Annotated in this window: 14 protein-coding genes and 1 pseudogene; 2 read left to right on the forward strand and 13 right to left on the reverse strand. The window is 33.3% G+C overall.

Going from position 1 to position 18,061, the window contains the following annotated elements:
* Window positions 1-34: 34 nt before the first annotated feature.
* From ACFSFW_RS23470 to ACFSFW_RS23485, 4 genes are all read right to left on the reverse strand, one after another.
* Window positions 35-3,118 carry a type I restriction endonuclease subunit R gene (locus tag ACFSFW_RS23470; protein WP_388042032.1) on the reverse strand — a complete coding sequence of 1,028 codons (3,084 nt, stop codon included), beginning with the start codon at window positions 3,116-3,118 and terminating at the stop codon, window positions 35-37.
* Window positions 3,119-4,399 carry a restriction endonuclease subunit S gene (locus ACFSFW_RS23475; protein ID WP_388042202.1) on the reverse strand — a complete coding sequence of 427 codons (1,281 nt, stop codon included), beginning with the start codon at window positions 4,397-4,399 and terminating at the stop codon, window positions 3,119-3,121.
* Window positions 4,399-5,970 (reverse strand): type I restriction-modification system subunit M, encoded by a 1,572-nt coding sequence (locus tag ACFSFW_RS23480; RefSeq protein WP_388042204.1) that lies wholly within the window; start codon window positions 5,968-5,970, stop codon window positions 4,399-4,401. The genes ACFSFW_RS23475 and ACFSFW_RS23480 overlap by 1 nt, the downstream gene beginning before the upstream one ends.
* 214 nt (window positions 5,971-6,184) lie before the next feature.
* The gene (locus ACFSFW_RS23485) at window positions 6,185-6,562 is read right to left on the reverse strand and encodes a YkyB family protein (RefSeq protein ID WP_388042033.1); all 378 of its coding nucleotides are present in this window, start codon (window positions 6,560-6,562) and stop codon (window positions 6,185-6,187) included.
* A gap of 617 nt (window positions 6,563-7,179) precedes the next feature.
* Between ACFSFW_RS23485 and ACFSFW_RS23490 the strand changes: the two genes are divergently transcribed.
* On the forward strand, window positions 7,180-7,491 hold the full coding sequence (locus ACFSFW_RS23490; RefSeq protein ID WP_388042210.1) for a hypothetical protein: 312 nt from the start codon (window positions 7,180-7,182) through the stop codon (window positions 7,489-7,491).
* On the opposite strand, the pseudogene ACFSFW_RS23495 reads toward ACFSFW_RS23490, so the two are convergent.
* From ACFSFW_RS23495 to ACFSFW_RS23515, 5 genes and pseudogenes are all read right to left on the reverse strand, one after another.
* Window positions 7,384-8,031 (reverse strand): annotated as a pseudogene (locus tag ACFSFW_RS23495) (HamA C-terminal domain-containing protein). The gene ACFSFW_RS23490 and the pseudogene ACFSFW_RS23495 sit on opposite strands and share 108 nt — an antisense overlap.
* A gap of 334 nt (window positions 8,032-8,365) precedes the next feature.
* Window positions 8,366-9,205 (reverse strand): hypothetical protein, encoded by an 840-nt coding sequence (locus ACFSFW_RS23500; protein WP_388042034.1) that lies wholly within the window; start codon window positions 9,203-9,205, stop codon window positions 8,366-8,368.
* 13 nt (window positions 9,206-9,218) lie between these two features.
* The gene (locus ACFSFW_RS23505) at window positions 9,219-10,709 is read right to left on the reverse strand and encodes a restriction endonuclease subunit S domain-containing protein (protein WP_388042035.1); all 1,491 of its coding nucleotides are present in this window, start codon (window positions 10,707-10,709) and stop codon (window positions 9,219-9,221) included.
* Between the two features lie 35 nt (window positions 10,710-10,744).
* Window positions 10,745-12,889 carry an N-6 DNA methylase gene (locus ACFSFW_RS23510; protein ID WP_388042036.1) on the reverse strand — a complete coding sequence of 715 codons (2,145 nt, stop codon included), beginning with the start codon at window positions 12,887-12,889 and terminating at the stop codon, window positions 10,745-10,747.
* 154 nt (window positions 12,890-13,043) lie between these two features.
* Entirely contained in the window at window positions 13,044-13,391 is a 348-nt protein-coding gene (locus ACFSFW_RS23515; protein ID WP_388042038.1) for a helix-turn-helix domain-containing protein, read from the reverse strand.
* Between the two features lie 96 nt (window positions 13,392-13,487).
* Here ACFSFW_RS23515 and ACFSFW_RS23520 point away from each other — a divergent pair, with 96 nt between their 5' ends.
* Window positions 13,488-14,420 carry a hypothetical protein gene (locus ACFSFW_RS23520; protein ID WP_388042040.1) on the forward strand — a complete coding sequence of 311 codons (933 nt, stop codon included), beginning with the start codon at window positions 13,488-13,490 and terminating at the stop codon, window positions 14,418-14,420.
* A gap of 657 nt (window positions 14,421-15,077) precedes the next feature.
* Here the strand turns inward: ACFSFW_RS23520 and ACFSFW_RS23525 are convergent.
* From ACFSFW_RS23525 to ACFSFW_RS23540, 4 genes are all read right to left on the reverse strand, one after another.
* Window positions 15,078-15,326 (reverse strand): YkyB family protein, encoded by a 249-nt coding sequence (locus ACFSFW_RS23525; protein WP_388042042.1) that lies wholly within the window; start codon window positions 15,324-15,326, stop codon window positions 15,078-15,080.
* Between the two features lie 184 nt (window positions 15,327-15,510).
* The gene (locus tag ACFSFW_RS23530; RefSeq protein WP_388042043.1) at window positions 15,511-16,008 is read right to left on the reverse strand and encodes a hypothetical protein; all 498 of its coding nucleotides are present in this window, start codon (window positions 16,006-16,008) and stop codon (window positions 15,511-15,513) included.
* Between the two features lie 664 nt (window positions 16,009-16,672).
* Window positions 16,673-17,038 (reverse strand): HNH endonuclease, encoded by a 366-nt coding sequence (locus tag ACFSFW_RS23535; RefSeq protein ID WP_388042206.1) that lies wholly within the window; start codon window positions 17,036-17,038, stop codon window positions 16,673-16,675.
* Window positions 17,002-17,943 (reverse strand): hypothetical protein, encoded by a 942-nt coding sequence (locus tag ACFSFW_RS23540; protein WP_388042045.1) that lies wholly within the window; start codon window positions 17,941-17,943, stop codon window positions 17,002-17,004. Before ACFSFW_RS23540 ends, ACFSFW_RS23535 begins: the two co-directional genes overlap by 37 nt.
* Window positions 17,944-18,061: the final 118 nt, after the last annotated feature.

An 18,061-nucleotide genomic window follows, 5' to 3' on the forward strand; every position in this document is an offset into this window, starting at 1 on the left:
CTTTTATTGTAAAAAAATTATCATGTGCTTTGTATCATGCGTAGCTTCTTGGCCAATCTTTATACTGTTCTTTAGCATGATCAACAATTGCAATAGTCAGAAATTTTAATTGCTCTCCTGTAATTTTCTCTCTTATCAATACCATCTTTACTGCAAGGTTAACCTTAGAAAGAACATCAGAACGGTGAGGGTTAGTCCAGTCCACTTTAAATTCCTTTTTCATAGCCGCTACAACTTTATGAACAAGCTGTGCGATAAATTCATTTGTAAACGCCATGTTGCCCATGCTCTCAATAATATGATAAAAAGCAACTTCTTCCTCGGATAGACCTAGTTCATTCTGGAACCGTAATTCACTATCCATCCCTTTTCGTACTTCCATCATCATTCGTATCACATCTGCAGCAGAAATAACCCTATCGTGATATTCACTGATTGCCTTTTCTAAAGCTTCCTTTAATGATTTCTGCTTAGGATTTGACTTTTTTAGTTTTAATTTCAGCTCATCATCAAGCAATTGCTTTAATAATTTTAACCGAAGATCTACGTGTTTTTTCTCGACTAAATCAGCCATAAAAGCTTCATCAAGAATAGATATATCAGGTCTTTCGATTCCGGCAACGGCAAATAAGTCAATTGCTTCCTTTGCTTCTATACTCTCGTTTACAAGTTTAGAAACCCGCTTCTCAAGGTCTTTTTCTTTCTTACGGGTTCCAATATTTCCTTCAACAATTTTCCGAACCTGTGTCGCTAAAATTTGATACAGTTGAATTTCATTTGTGAACTGGCGTACTTCATCAACATGCCGGACTAGTTGATGTGCTTTCTTTAATTTTAGTTGTGTAGTTAAAAAAGCCTCTTGTCTTGCCCCTAGAAGCTTGTTTACTAGCTCGGCGATGTAATCCTCTCGTTCTACCTTGTCAAGCGCTTTCCAACCGTCTACGTCCGTTTCATGGGGGATAAATTCTCGGGCATCACCAAGATGTTCATAAAATACAGCAACAGCTGCTTCAATATCGAAAGTAGGCGTACCTCTACCTCCACCACTAGTATATTTCTTTGTTGCTTCCTTAAGGTTCTGCGCTAGACCTATAAAGTCAACAACTACTCCGCCATCTTTGCCAGGAAACACACGGTTTACCCTTGCTATGGCTTGCATGAGGTTGTGTCCTTTCATTGGTTTATCCACGTACAGAAATTTCATTGTTGGTATATCAGTACCAGTCAACCACATATCTCTAACAATGACCATTTTAAGTGGGTGTTCGGGGTCCTTTAAGTTCTCTTTAATAGTTTCTTGCTCTTCTTTTGTCTTAATATGTGGGTAATCACTACAGGGTTGAATGACACTTCTCCATTCTTCTGGATCTTTCTTTACATCACCAGTCATTATGATTTCAATCAGCGGACAATTCGGTAATTTCCTCATTTCTTCATACAAAGCAACACAAATTTCCCTACTCATACAAACTATCATGGCTTTATCTTGAGAACTTGCTGCCTGTTCAAAATGATTAAGAATATCCTTCGCTAGTCTTTCAAGACGTGGTCGTGTTCCAACAACACGTTCCAACGCTGCCCACTTTATTTGTGCTTTTGCTCGTTGATCGTTTGGGTCTGCATGCGTAATAAGGTTTTCGAAATCCTCATCAAGTTGCGCATTGGTGTTGTCAAGTGGAATTAGACGCGATTCATAATAAATCGGAACAGTTGCTTTATCTAAAACAGCCTGTTGCATATCATATACGTGAATATAATTTCCAAAGAGTTCAGTTGTATTTCTTCCAACGAAGTCAATAGGTGTACCTGTAAATGCGATATGTGATGCATTTGGAAGTGCAGTCCGTAAATGCCCGGCAAATCCACCTTCATTATATTGTGTTCGGTGGGCTTCATCAGATACTACTACAATGTTTCTTCTTTCCGATAGAACCGGGTGTTGAATTTCTTTTCTAGTTTCGTTTCCATCCGCTTCCTCTGTCTTTAGCCGAAATTTCTCTATTGTAGAAAAAACAATTTGTCCGGATTCATTTTTTAATATTTCTCGTAATTGTTCAGCACTTTCGGCGTGATGAATGTTACCAACAAGATTATTTCCCATTTCAAAAGTATCGTGTAATTGCTGGTCAAGGTCGGCTCTATCGACTTGTATTACAACACTTGGATTCTTCATATCCGGATGATTAATAATCATTCCGGCGAAGAACATCATTGAGATACTTTTCCCGGAACCCTGTGTATGCCAAACGACACCGATTTTTCGATTACCTTCTGGCCGAGTGGCTCTGATAGTTTCTTGAACGGCAAATTTAACTCCAAAGAATTGATGATACTTTGCGCCGATTTTGTATCTTTGTTCACCATCTTTCATATAAACCAAAAAGTACCGAATATAATCAAGTAAGCGTTCTTTTGTGAACAACCCTTCAATTAACGTCTTCATAGTATTTGCAACATTATTATCAACTGTTTTTCCGTCAATTGACTTCCATGCTGAAAAATATTCGATTGGCGCACCCGGAACCCCATGAAGTGTCTCTATGTTATCGGAAATAACGGTAAAAGCGTTGTAGGTGAATAGCTGAGGAATGTCATTGGTGTAATTAGTAATTTGCGTGTAAGCGTCATCTACGGTCGCTTGATCGTTATATGGACTTTTAAGTTCAAAGACAACCAACGGCAACCCATTAATGTAAATAATAACGTCTGGGCGCCTTGAAAAGCGTCCATCTATCGCAAGCTGATTAACTACTAAAAAGTCGTTCGAGCTGCAATTATTCCAATCAATTGGAAACACGTGTTCAAACTTGCGCTCTATTCCTTCTTCCCAGGAAAATATAAAACCTTTTGTCAGCATTTCATGGAATCGTTCATTTCTTTGTTGATTTGTTACCCCATCCGGATTTATGAGAAGGGAAGTCAAAACAGGAAGCTGTTCAGCAGGAAGCGAAGGATATGTCCTTCGCAAAAATCCAACTAAACGATCCTTTAATACAACATCACGTACACTCTCTCGACCACTAAACAATTCTGTTGCATGAAGATAATTGTAGCCAATACGTTTTAGCCTTTCTATGGTTGTTTCTTCAAAATCTGATTCATAAAGCCCACTAGTCAATCATAGCACCTCCTCAAATATTTTATCTTTTAATTCTATTTCGCCTGATAATAGTCGTGGTAATAAGAAATCACGGGTTTGGTTAAGCTGAATTATTTCATTTTGATGTTTTATCATTGAATAATATATAGGTTCAATAATTCTTATAAACTCGGATAACACATTTTCAGTAGGTATAAGACATTCAATACTTTCAACACCTTTACCACTAATATTAGGTTGAGCCGAACCAGTTGCCTTAAATCGAATTTGTTCTTTAAAAGATTCCATAGTAGATAAAAGATATACTAGTGGAATCGTATTTAATCCCTCAATATTTGAAACAAATTTACCAACCCGCTGATTAAGCAGAGACTTTTGTGTAAATTTTGGCAAAATTGCTGTCTTACCAATATAAGCCCCTGTCATTCCGATTAGAAGATCACCAGCATCTAGTAAAAAATCACTAGTTTTTGCTGCAATATCTTCTGAAACAAAATCTACTCCATTTATGTTAACAAACGGTGGGGTAATGTTTCCTATTTTAATAACAGGCACACCATTTTTTTGCCACATAGAACTTTTAAAAGCAAAACCATTTTTAACCTTAGCAATATCACCAATACACCCTATTCTCCAACCTTTTGGAATAAATCCTAATTTTGATTCCTCAAAATCATTATCCCTAAACGGACCGAAATCAACAAACCACTCCTTATAAAGAGTTTTTGCAATAAGTTCGAGAGTTTTGTTCATTTGTTGGTTAAGCATAATTTTTTCTTCAAGTGTTGATAGAACTTCTCCAATACTTCTTTGAATATTAATAGAAGGTAATGGAATTTTCATTTTCTTTAATTCTGATATTGCAATCCTAGCCTGATTCGCAGAACCCCGAGCATGTTCGGCAATAAAATTCTTAAAGTAATGTGAACTTCCAACAAATCTTAAGTATTTTTTATCAAGAATATTTTCATCAGTCGGTGTAATTTTAACTGCATTTTGATTTAGTAACGCGTTCTCTTCGCTAACAGTAACTATGGCATGTTTGCCAACTACAGAAGATTGTTGGGTTTTATGGGACCCAACTGTAGCGATTATCAAGTCGTCTTTAAATAAAAGATGTTTACGATACTTTTCTAAACTAGTTAGTGGTAAATATTTGCACTGGGATAAATCAATTCTTCCATTTGAAATATCACTTACTCTTACAACAGGTATTCCAGTACTGGAATACTCCTCTTGAGACCATGCTCCACCATTAGTAAAGTTCGCTATTTTTCCAAGTTGTACTACAGGGAACATCACTTTAGTATCCCCTCCAAGTTACGCAGTATCTTTTCTTGAAGACGATTAGAATCATCAAACTGCTCTTTAAGAATAGACAAAAGTTCATCCATCCGTTCCTCATATGGAACATTATCACTTGTTATTTCTTCAGTTCCTATATAAATACCTGGTGTTAATTTATAATCGTTTCCTCTCACCTCTTCAATTGAGGCAACTTTGCATAATCCTTTTATTTCTTGATAATCGCCTTTACCTTTCTTGTATGCATGATAAATGCCAGCTATCTCACTAATTTCGTCTTGCGTAAAAGCTTTCTGCCGGCGACTAACCATCACACCTTTGTTACGTGCATCAATAAATAGAATTTTATCTTGACGTCCATTACGATTCTTACTCAGGAAGAATAGACAACATGGTATTCCAGTACCATAAAAAAGCTTATCGGGAAGTTGTACAACACAATCAATATGTGAGTCTTCAATCAATTGTTTTCGAACTTCTTTTTCTCCAGTTGTATTTGAAGTCATTGCACCATTTGCCATAACATAACCTGCAGTTCCCCCCGGAGCCAAATGCCATAAGAAATGTTGCATCCACATATAGTTTGCGTTGCCATTGTTTACTGCTTTATCATATTCAACGATTAGTCTTGGATCTTGTTTTGAAACTCGAGCGGCACCCCAATCCTTCATATTAAAAGGAGGATTGGCGATAACATAATCAAATATTATTGGTTCAAAACTACCGTCTTCATGCTTAATGATAAATTGATCATTCAACAACGAGTTTCCGAGCCGTATGTCGGCGTTTATTCCATGCATAAGAACATTCATCTTTCCAAGTCGAAGCGTCATATCTACGTTTTCTTGACCGTAAAATGACAATGAATGTTTATTTGGTGTATAGTCTTCAGATTGAACAAACATTCCCCCACTTCCACATGCTGGATCAAACAGCGTACCAGAAATCGGTTCCAACATTGCTACTAACAATTTTACAATTGATGCGGGTGTAAAGAACTCCCCACCTCTTTGTCCTTCACTTGATGCAAACTCCGAAATAAAATATATGTATGTTGCCCCAAGTACATCCACAGCTTCACTACTGTTGTTTCCAAACACATCCCTTGAAAAAACCTCAATCAGACCAGAAATACTTTCTACGGGTATATTACTCGCCTGATATATATTCCGAGGAAGTACTCCTTCAAGTTCAGTATTGGTTTCTTCAATTAGCCTCATAGCATCGTCTAAAATCTTTTTAATTGTTGGCTGCTTTGCATTAGAAACAATAAATGACCAATGTGTTTCTTCCGGTAAAATATAAACACGCTCAGAACGATATTGATCTTCATCTGAGAGTACCTCTTTCCTCATTTCCGGGTCTTCCATATACCAATCACTTTTTGGATTGCTCACCAATTCCTTGAGTTCATCACGTCGTTTTTCGTAGCGAAGGGATAGGTAACGAAGGAAGATTAAAGGTAAGACAAAGTTTTTGTATTCCGATGGTGCAACACTTCCCCTAAGTTTATTAGCTGCATCAAATAAATCTGACGTGAAATTAATATCTGCTTGCATAGCTATTAACAAACCTCCATAGAAAATTCTCTTATTAATATGTAAAATAGTTCCTCTTAACTATAACAAAAAAGGGAACTTTTTTACTATATTTTACTCAATAATAATATTCTTATCTGCCTTTTAATTCCTAAAATAATTGGAATCCATCCGGATTTCATTTGAAATTCTTCTATTTTGAAAAGGCGAATTTGAAGCACCATAATTATGTATACTGAGTTCATTTAAACTCAAAAATTTTATTTCGTTTCTGACTATAAGTCATTATAGTGTGCTTCGCTTCAGAAAGATCCATATTAACTAAAGGATTGCGGGTTTTTTCTTCGTTTTTTATATGCTGTAGATTAAAAAAATCAGCTTTAGTTGGGGACATATGAAAATAAAAATTCTCAATCTTAACAGAAACAAATGTACGTTTTCTTCCATTACGAGGGTCTTTATAAATGTCTAGCCCCACTTTTTTCGCATCTCCAGTTAGTATTAGTAAATCTAGTGCATCATTTTTCATTTTATATAGAAGTTGGGTTTCAATTGATAATTTTGCATAGCGGTTAATAATATGTATTGCTTGAGCAACCTCAACTGGTTTTATTTTCATAAACAACATGCTCCTTTGGAAGTCTAATAGGGGAAATATCTTGTAGAGGAAAATATTCACAAGGTAATGGGATAGCAAGGGTGAAATAATAAAATGAAAAACTCCCCTTCAATAGACAAAATTCGTCAAAAAGGGAAGCTGTTCCTTTAATGTCACAAATTCGAAACAAAAGGTTCACAATTTCCTTCATTCTGTGTTTGTTAATACTAATGTTTGTCATGCCGGGTACGGGTACTATCGCTAAAATTGAACATGATTTAAATAACGAGATGACATCTAAAGGACGTGAGAGAACAAAATCACAAGGGTAACATATGCGGCGTGTTGAAAAGCTGAGACGGACGTTAATAAGGCTTTGAAGCTCTATTCGGAAAGAAAAACAACTATATTAAGTGTAAATGGTATTATAAAAATGAGCGGAGTGGCTAAATCCACTATCTACGCAAAAGCCAAGGACTACGGCATAAGCAAATAAGCGACACTTTGATGTGTCGCTTTTTTCACTTTTTGTTATACCCCTTTAGTTGAACAAGCATAGGTTATTTTCGGACTCCCTGGTTAGGATAATAATTAAAACTTAGGTTAGTATAATAAAAAAATGAAATGGAGGGATAGTCTTGTTTTTTAATACAGAAGAACTTAACGAACTGGATCCAAAATTTGAAGCATACGAAGAAAAAATTCTAGCAAATACAACTAGAGATGTTGAAATAAATATGAAAGGATATAAATGGGTTGGTTTTAGAGTTCCCGATAACAAAAAAATATTTTTTATGGGTCAGGATTTAAAAATAGATGCTTTTGTTTTCAGTTTTTATAACTCAGAAGGTGCAGAGGTAAGTTGGTTGGGAAAACCATGGAACGGCAGATATTTTAGGAAGTTGCGTAGGTGGCTTCACATAGGCGGTTTCAGGATCTGTGGGGTCTAAGAATTTTAGAATAACCGCTTCAAGCTCTTCGCTAATGAGGTCAAGATTAGTAGTTATTAGTTGCATAACCCGCGAAGTACGCCCAAAGAATCCACCATCAAATAAAAACGGTTTAATGCTATCTAGACAATTTGAAATAGCATTATCAATAGATTGGTAGAGTTTCGATTCTCCCCAATATATTGCTAATTTTTGAGTTCCTTCATCAAATCCAATATGTATACCATCCGCTCCATGTTAATGTACTTGGCTACTAGTTTTTAATGGCATTTTACATAATAACTGTGGATAACCAAGATAACTTTGAACTAACATGTATAAAAGCATATCACCACCCTCACCAGTATTTCCGATAGAGGTAAATAGACTTTTAGCCTTCATTTTTAACCTCATCATATTTACGGTTGTATTATCTACTTCATCCTGTTTTTTTGCTTTATCAATCTCAGACCTTGGGATTGAATAGTCAAGTAATCTAGTAGCCACCTTTATTGCCAAGTGCTCTACTCGTGGCACCTCATTGCCATCAAGTCCTATCATATAGCAATGGACGTTTGTTTCAGTCCCTAATAATCTTTCATTTATTTTAATACCCGTCAAAAAGGCGAACTAATTCATTTCTCTTGCCTCACAAAAGATTTTCTAATAGGTTATCAAAATTATTTATTCCATTTGGAATTGGCTTTAAAGGCAATATATCCTCCACCCAATATATGAGAAATTTTCAATAATTATATCATAAATTGGAATTATTTAGGTAATAATGGTTAATTTGATATAAATATGATTAAATTTACATTAGATGTATTAAAAAATAGTTCAAAAAAAAAGACCCATTCAGGGTCTTATTAATAATTTTTCGTGTTAAAGTCATTTATCTTATTCTTTCAATTAACATCTTTAAAATCAAGTAGGCATACATATAGATTTTTTTATTATCATTTGTTGGATTAAGCTCTCCGTGAAACAATAAGTTTCTAAGCCTGTACAAAATTTCAATCAAACCTTTACACATTTTATCCGCTTGACAAAGAGTGTTATTCTCATCTCTTATGAATTTTATTCCCATACAATCATAATGATTACCAGGTGTTGCTTCGCGATCAGGAACAATTAAATTTATTGGCTTATTTGGATTTAAGTCCTCATAGAACACTTTTAAATTTGACTGCTGTGATGTGCTTAATCGATTTTGGTAATCAGGATGTACCAAGATACTTTCCAAATTATAATCATTTGTTTCACACATAAAAATTGTTGCACCACTACTATTCTTTACAATTGAAGTCATTTTAGTAACTTGTCTTCTATCACCGTCGACTCTTCTTAAATAGTATTTAACACCCCTAATTATCTCATTATCAATGATACTTTTATTATTAGATTCGATTACTATACTTTCAAAAGAAATTCGTTCACCATTACTCAGAATTGTTGTTTCACCTAGACTGTGGTAAAAATTAGCTAGATAATTTTTAAACAAATCATTTTCATTGCCAGAACGCTCTAGGAAGTTATGAATAGCATTTCTAATTTCATTTGAGTTCGATTTTACAAAGTTTATTTTTGCCCTATCAGACTCCCCCACATGGTGAAAAGAGTTATTGTACCATGCATTGAATGGAATCCATGCCTTTATAAAATAAGTAAAATAGTCTATTTCGGAATCGGATATCCACCTATTCAAATTATCTCTACTATAAACCGCAACCATTAAATTACTCCCCTTAAAGCGATATAGCTTTTTTCATTAAAAACTGTTCTATAAATTTAGTTGCAATAACATCATTTGTTTCAATTGCCCTTTCAATAGTTAATTTTGTAATATCAAGTACTTCCTCTGATAATCTTTTATACATAAAACTTTCTTTAATTAAATCACTAATTATTAATTGTTTATCAATATCTATAATCGGTACTAATAAATTTTCTATTTCCTCAATTCTCCAATGTTGGATTATTGAACCTCCAGCATCCCTTTCAGCCTGTAGTTTAATTAAATCAGAATTAAGAACCAACGTAAGGTAATCAGGGAGTATATCTTTTTTATCAAGAACATTCAAATGGAGTATTGCACTAGACGTAACTATATTTAAATCTTCTTCCACTTTATATGCTATTCCAACTGTTCCATCCTTACTTAACAAAATAGTCCCTGCCTTTGGAAATAAAGAAACGGTTTTTTTAATATTCTTTTTACTATTAACCTTTGCTTCTGCTTCCCTGACATAGGATTCTGCTAAGAAAATTTCGGATTCCTTAATACCGCCGATTGACACGTTTGATACTCTTATAAAAGGTATCCCTTCAGTTTGGTATGCTTTTGAACCAGGTTCAACTGATTTGAAAATGGTAACTAATTCTTTTAACTTTTTATACTTTTTCTTCATAATTTTAGAAGTAAGTTGATCATACTTATGTTGATAATACTCGGAATCCAAACGACCTGTTTCTATAAATGAACTTTGAAAAGTTTTTATATTAAAGGAACTATCATCATGTTCGATACTATCTAGCTCCAATTCTGTTTGGAGAATATTTTTAGCCTCTTCATAAAACCTTTGTGACTCATTCTGTAAACTAAGTGCCTTAAAATATAACTTCTCAAATATTCCCTCAAATCCGGTATTAAAGGTAGGAATTTTAACCTGCATTAATGACGCCAAAGTTAAGTGAGGCTGTCCTGTTTGACTAGCCGTTCTTAATAATAAATCCTGGCCATATTTTGAGTGAAGGAAAATCCAAATAAAGAACCTATTATGTTCTTTAATATTAGAAGTCCTTAATAGAATTACATCTCTACTCAAACTATATTTTTTATAATTATTAGGTAAAATTCCTATTTTACCTAATGTGTTTCCACCTTTTGCTATAACAATATCGTTTGGATGTCCTACACATATTGTCTTATTATTCTTTTGTATTATTTCTTCTGGAAGAAATGCAGTATTGTTAGTTATATTAACAAAACCATTATTAATCTCATTTACTCTAATAAAAGGAACACCTTCAAAATTAAAGTTATAGTATTTTGTAATCGAAGGATAGAAAGCACTACAATCTAAAACACCGTTAATCGACTCTAATGTTTTTGGCTCATTCTCCTCGATCCTCTTTTCGATAGTTAAAAACTCTTTTTTATAATATTCCGAGTCTAGACGAAACTTTATTGCATCTAATTTATCAATTTCAACTTCTGAAATTTCTTGCCCCTCCAAATATGCTTCATATTTTATTTGATTGAAGGGGCTACCTAAAAAAAACTTAAACCCTCTTTTTTAGCAAATTCCTCAAACGCTTCTGCAATACCATCTTGGGTTTCACCATTATCAATAACTGTCCCATCATCAAGAATAAATTTATTATGGTTAAATAAATCATGAGAAACTATAAAATGTCCCCACTTGTCCTTGATTGCTTCCTTTGGATCAATAGTTTCTCCACCATCAACACTCTTATATAGTTTTTCTCCACTATTATCTTTCCCTCTTGAACGTTGAGTAGCAAAGAAGATATTATAGTTTTCTTTATATGGGCATAGCGGTCCTAAAGTTGGATCATCATTCCACTTCTGTAGAAGTAATACACTGGTTTTAGTCCCAGTATGGGGTTTAAATGTATTAACATGTAAACCAACCACTCCTAATATCCTACATTTCTTAGCAATGTAATCCCTTAAAAATTTATCTGTTGTATTGTTAAATCTACCTTGTGGAAGTACAATTGCCATTCTACCTCCTGGCTTTAAAAATTGAAGATTCCGTTCCACAAATAAAATATCCCTTGATACTTTATCATGCCAACCTTTTTCTTTTTCGCCTAATTCATATTTGGATATGATTCTTTGATCTTTTATATCCCCTGCAAATGGTGGATTTGCCATTACTATATCAAATTTAAATTCTTTATAATTAGCAATTCCTTTTTTCTCAATTTTATCCACACGGAGATCTTCTAATTTTTCAAAACCCTCTTGATATGTTCTGTACCATTCTCTATCATTCTTTAACTCATTCCATCGTTCATAATCTAATGTATTCATATGTAACACATTAGTTTCCCCATCACCAGCAATTAAATTAAGTGTTCTTCCAACCCTAACTGTTTTTTTATCAAAATCGATTGCAAAAACTTTATTTCTTACATATTCTATTTGCTCTTGAGTTTTTTCTTCAGCTGTAAATAAGTGGTTTTCATTTGGATTTAGTTTTCTCCAATTATAGAATATTGTATGAACAGGAAATCCACAGCTGCCAGAAGCAGTATCAATAATAAACTCACTTGGTTTAGGATTCAACATATTCACGCACATATCAATAACATATCTAGGTGTGAAATATTGACCCTTCTCACCTTTATTATTTTTATTAACCAAATACTCAAAGGCCTCATCAATTATCTCTAAATTTGAATTAAAAAGTTTTATATTCTGAAGATATGAAACAACAATCTTTGTATGTGACTTTGACAGCTCTAACTTTGTTCCATCTTGAAAAATACCCTTCCATTTTTGTTGGGCTTCAATAAATAACTCCTCAATTCGTTCTTTAACCTCATCTTCAGTTCCTGTATCTCGAAACTCTAACAATTGCAATCTTTGGTTTAATTCCTTTCGTAGCTCTTTATTCTCATTATCATTAAGATCATAGATACTTTTAATTCCTTTAGCATCTAACCAAACTTCAATAATTTTAAGATCATCTTGATGTTTTTTTTCATCATAAAGCTTTGTAAAAATTAATTTAAAAGGTTCCTCGAAAGCATCTACTCCCGCATTTGATAGAACTTCATCCTCGAGCTCTTCAATAATTTGTTTTAAAGTCTGTTTTTGAAGTTTATCATTTAAAATAAGGTCTAAATAAGTGAATCTATTTCGCTTATTCAAAAATTCACTAAAGCTTTCCGTGAAAATTGGCAGATCGAATAGATTTGTGAAGTAATTAGGATCCCTTCTGTGATAAAACTCTATCTGCTCTCCATTTGTCCATACACCAATAGGTGCACCTGTTGCATTACAATAAGATCTTAACTGTTCCTTCCCATCCTTCAGCTTCGGTTTTTTTAACTCTACAATAATAAAAACCGAGTCTGGGCTATCCTTATCAAAGATTACAATATCTGCTCTTTTTACCTGTCTCCCGAAATGTACTCCATATTCCAATTGAATTAACTTTTTTGGATACTTATATTTATTAATTAGTTTGTCTAGATATAGTTGTCTTATTAACTCTTCAGGTGTAGCTTTAATTTCATAATTTCTAATTAAACATTTTATCTTGAAAACCTTGCTATCTTTAATAAGATGTTCACTTATATTTTCTTCAAGTCTTTTTATTTCTTCATTATCAAAAATTTTTATATTGTAATTAGTGTCTTTTAGAATTGATTCAATTTTCATAGCTTATTTCCCTTCATTTCTTTCTAATCTTCTTTATAGTATAGCGAATTTAGAGTGAATTTGTCGACACTATAAGAGAAACCCTTTTTTTCATCCATTTCAATAAAAAAAGTAAGATCAAAAGATCTTACCCTATGAGATATAATTTATAGTCCTATTTATGTTCTATCATTCCTACTACGATATCAACAATTTTAAATATTTGTTCTTTTTTATCTACTTTTAGATTTCTAATTTTATCCTCACTGTCTGTAATTACCGAAGATTTTTCTATTGGGTCAATAGCTCTAAAAAACTCCTCCAAAGAAACATTTAAAGCTCTAGTGATACTAGCAAGACTTTCAAGACTAACACCTTTTTCCCCTCGTTCAACCTTTCCTAAGAAGTTATAATGCAAATTAGCACGATACGCTAACTCCTCTCGTGAAATTTCCTTTCCAGTTCTTAGATAACGAATCCTTTCACCGACTTGGATATTTAATTTTCCCCTTACACATTTCACACCACTTAAGGGTAGTTAAACTACAATCAATATTAGTTGAACATCCCTAAGGGTTGTATTTTTGATATAATACACCCTATAGGGGTGTGATTAGAAATGGCAAAACGAAGAACCCACCAAGAGTATATTGATCTGATTACCGCCAAGTATGGTAAAGCCTACAAATTATTAACCGAATATACAAATTCAAAGTCTACTGTAGAATTCTTTTGTAACGTCTGTAACCAAAATCATACTATGATAGCACGACACCTCTTAAAAGGTGGTTGTAGTCTTTGTGCTAGAAAAATTGTATCTTTAAAAAACACACTTTCCGAAAAGGACTTTAATGAACGATTAACAAGGGTGCACGGTTATAGGATAGTTAATATAGATCCATATGTTAAAAGAAATGAAAAAATAAGGTTCTATGCTACTGATTGCCAACATATTTGGAAAGCAACTCCCGATTTAGTCCTAAGTGGAAATTGGTGCAATGTATGTGCATTAGATAGAAGTATAAAAACTAGAACAAAAACTCATAACCAATTTTGTGAAGAAGTTTTTCAAAAAGGGGATGGCGATTACATCGTCTTAGGTAAATATGTGAAGACTGATGTAAAAATCAAATTAAAACATCTTATTTGTAATTACGAGTATGACGTAACCCCACATTCATTTTTAGATGGTAGGCGTTGCCCCAAGTGCTTCAGTACACCTATTAAAACTACATCAAAGTTTAAAGATGAATTATATAACCTTGTCGGATCTGAGTATGAGGTTGTTGGTGATTACGGTGGAAATAAGAAGAAAATTAAAATTAAACACAATAAATGTAAAAATGGAAAACATACCATTTTCGAAATGGTACCAAATAGTTTTCTATCTGGTAGAAGATGTCCCGAATGCAGTCCAAGTAAAAAGGATAGCAAGGAAAGCTTTATGCGGAAACTAAAGAAAGTAAAAGGCGAGGATTATGTTCTTTCAGGAGACTATATAAATAACTCAACTAAAGTTCAAATTCTACATAAATGTGGGTATGAGTGGTAGGTAACCCCAAATAACATATTAAGTGGTCAGAGCTGCCCAAAATGCATACGTGGCGAAAAAACATCAAAAGGCGAATCTAGGTTAGAAAAGTTACTCACAAGGATTAAGGTTACATTTAAACGTGAGTATTCCTTTCCAGATTTGAAGAATAAAAAATCACTGAGATACGACTTTGCATTATTTGATAAACAAGGAAACATCAGTTTAATTGAGTATCATGGAGTTCAACACTACGAAGCAGTTGATTTTTTTGGTGGTTCAAAGGGATACACAGAACGTAAAAAAAGAGATGAACTAAAATTAAGTTATGCTAAAGAGAACAATATAATTCTACTAGTAATCCCTTATTGGGAATACCCAAATATAGAGAAAATCACCATAGAATTTCTAAAAATATATTTTCACAATTGATTAAACCAAGATGAAAAGCTTCTTTTTTCATTGGAAACTCTTCTGGTTTTAGTAGATGTAGTTTGAGCCTGAAACTCTTGAAAGTTCGGTGTAAGTGTAGGTGTAGGTATATTAAAATGATTATATTTGGAATGATTGTTTTTAAGGTAAGTGAGGATAATATATCTCGCAACTTTAAGACCCGTATGCACATTGGGTTTCGATGTCTTTTTCCATGTTTTCCACGTTTTAAATAACTAAGCTTATTTAGATCCTCATCTGTTGGTGTTGTGTGAAAGTAAAAGTCCCGATCTGAACTGATGTAAGGACTTTCCTTTGACCATTTCGAACATTTTTGTAAAGGTCTAATCCTATTTTTTGTGCCTGACCTGTTTTTATTAAGATTTTTAGAATCTCATCTTTAATTTGATAAAAATTTGAATGTTCACATTCTATTTTTGCGTGTTTGTTAATTACATGTATTGCTGCTGCAATTTGTTCTACATTGAATATCACGGACAATAATCTCCTTTTTTGGGGTAAATAAATGTGGATGGACAAACGAGGGAACTACATATGTGGACACAATGTTGTGATAAAAAAAACTCCCCTTTAATAGACAAAATTCGTCAAAAAGGGAAGCAATTCCTTTACTGTCACAAAATTGCAACAAAAAGTTCAAAATTAGGTTGTACTTTATTTATTGTGTTTGTGCGTTGTTCTCCCATTCTTCAAATTGCTTATTATTCATTTTAATGGCTTTATCTATGTATTCTCTCGCTTCACCCATTTTATCGAAACAAATGTTGACCTTATCGGCATCCTTATTGGTGATAGCGTCCCCGAAGTTATCAGCGACATACGCCAATGGTTCATGTGTTCGGAGAATTAATTCGTGGATTTCTTTCTGGCTTTCAGCTGGCATTTTCTCATTCTTGTTGTATCCATCAATCGCCACTCTAAAACTAATTAAAGCTGTACTAAGATCCTCCCACCATTTTTCCGTTTGCATGACTGACGGGTGTTTCCCTGCCTCCCCATTTACTTCAGAAAACAAGTCCATATATTCTTTCATTAATTCAGTAGTTGCTACAACAACGGCATAATACTCTATTTCTTCTTGTGTCGGTACACCTTTTACCTCATTAATTTCTTTCTGGGGATCTACTTTTCCCTGAGCTACACACCCAGAAAGCATAAAAACAAGGGTGACAGCTATGACTATTTGCTTCTTAATGATTATTCCCTCCTATTATTCTCGTAGAAACCTAGTGGTGGTAATTTCTTCTCCTAATTCGATCATAGGTAGTATCTTATCTTTAGTGTGGCTCCCCTACCTTTAGGTGGCTTCATAACTATCAAATCACCATTATGAACATCCATTGAATCATACATAGCATCACAACAAGAAGCCATCCTATGGTTCGGACCAGGGTAGTACCCTAACTTTCTATGTAAGTCAGAAGATAATATCTCTATATGCTTCAATCCCAATGTTCTAGACTCGATTTTTAACTGTTTGATAGCATCAATAAAATCGCTTTTAGTAGGTACTGAAATAATTAAACCTCCCTTTCGACATGCTTTTAGTTTTCCTACTTCCAATACCCGATTTGTTTTTGTTTAATAGTCCTTCTATAACAGCATTAGCATATTTTTCCTATTTTTTTAATAAATAATTTAACAAATCAAAGGCTGTGGTTGCTAATATACAGTGGGGCCGGGAAGCATTAAATAAAGTACCCATTATGGGGTCGACCCCAGGGTCTATATAAGGGAAAAATCATCCATTAATCTCTTAAATAAATTTTTTAGCATTGGAAAACTATTCATAGAAAATATTAAAAATCAATTATGGATATCTATATTTTCATTGAGCTAACTTTACTTTTCAGAATTAATACATCCTTGGGATCATCTAGCACGTGCATTCTATCATGGCAATTTGGACAAAGCGCAATTGTGTTTGCAATCCTATCCTCCCCTCCACGAGATAACCATTGAATACGGTGAGAATGCAAATGTGGCTCGCCTTTTTTATTTTTATATGGTGCAGGTTGATTACATAATTGACATATACCATTTGCCCACCATTTTGCATAAAGGACTATGTTGAATTGTTTTTTCGTATTTTCAGATAAACTATGTTGAATAATATGGTGATATTTTACTGGAAAATTTTTTTGTTTTTCTAACTCATTTTTTTCAAAGAAACTGGTTGTGAAAATTTATAACAAAGTTCTAATGCTTCAGATAATTTATATGTTCCAGTTTTTTCTAATTGTTTCTCTAATTCTTTACAAAGTAAATAAATTGGTACTAAATTAGGAACCTTTAAAATAATAATACCATCTTCATTTTTAGTAAAATAATTTCCCGGAATATCATTTTTTTCTGGCAAAAATGATGTGTTATAAAATTTATAACTATAAATAAAATCCTTATATATTTTTGTATTAATTCCGATTGTTCTATACAAGTTACCATTATAAATAGGTTTGTTATCAATAAATGAAAATTTTAGGATTGTAGAAACAATTTCCTTTATCAATTCAAATTTTTCGTTAGTTGACTTTGAATTATTTTCATAAATCATTGTTAATGCACGTCTTGCAAGTTCATGATTTGAAAAGGTTGAAAGGGGTAATTTTGGAGCCTCAATTGCATTAAAATAGCATGCAGCTGTGAAAATTTTATCCTTTTGAGTGAGTTTTGTGATAAGAACAGATGGATTTATTTCTTCAAAAAGAATATCATTTTCCTCACATGCATCCTCCAGTTCGTGTCTAAATTCAGTTTCTAATTCAAAATTAATAACTAGACACCATTTTTTTAAAAGAAATTCATGGCTTTTTGCATATTCTATCGCGTCTTTTAAATCACCAAATATCTTATCAAAATCTGGAGCTGTCCAAACCTCTTTCCCAAAAATAGAATAAATTTCAATACCCCGATTTTTCCCCAACCTTTTGTATCCATCAATTTTTCCATCTTTACGTAACCTTGTAAATGTAAATTGACCATCAATAACTTTTAGTAAAAACCTCGCATGTTCTTCAAAGGTAAATCCTGAATAGCTCTGTAATTTTTTTTCTATAAAACGAAGGTGCATTTTTTCTTGAATTTCTTCCACAAAAACCCCTCCTATTCATTTAATGTATATAACATTATTTCTACAAATTCATAAACAAATATTGGTAAAGTTAGTTAAGTCCTGAACAGATTACCATTTGCAAATTGTTATAAATCGT

The organism is Ferdinandcohnia salidurans (genome assembly GCF_042680725.1).
GTDB lineage: Bacteria > Bacillota > Bacilli > Bacillales > Bacillaceae_L > Ferdinandcohnia > Ferdinandcohnia salidurans.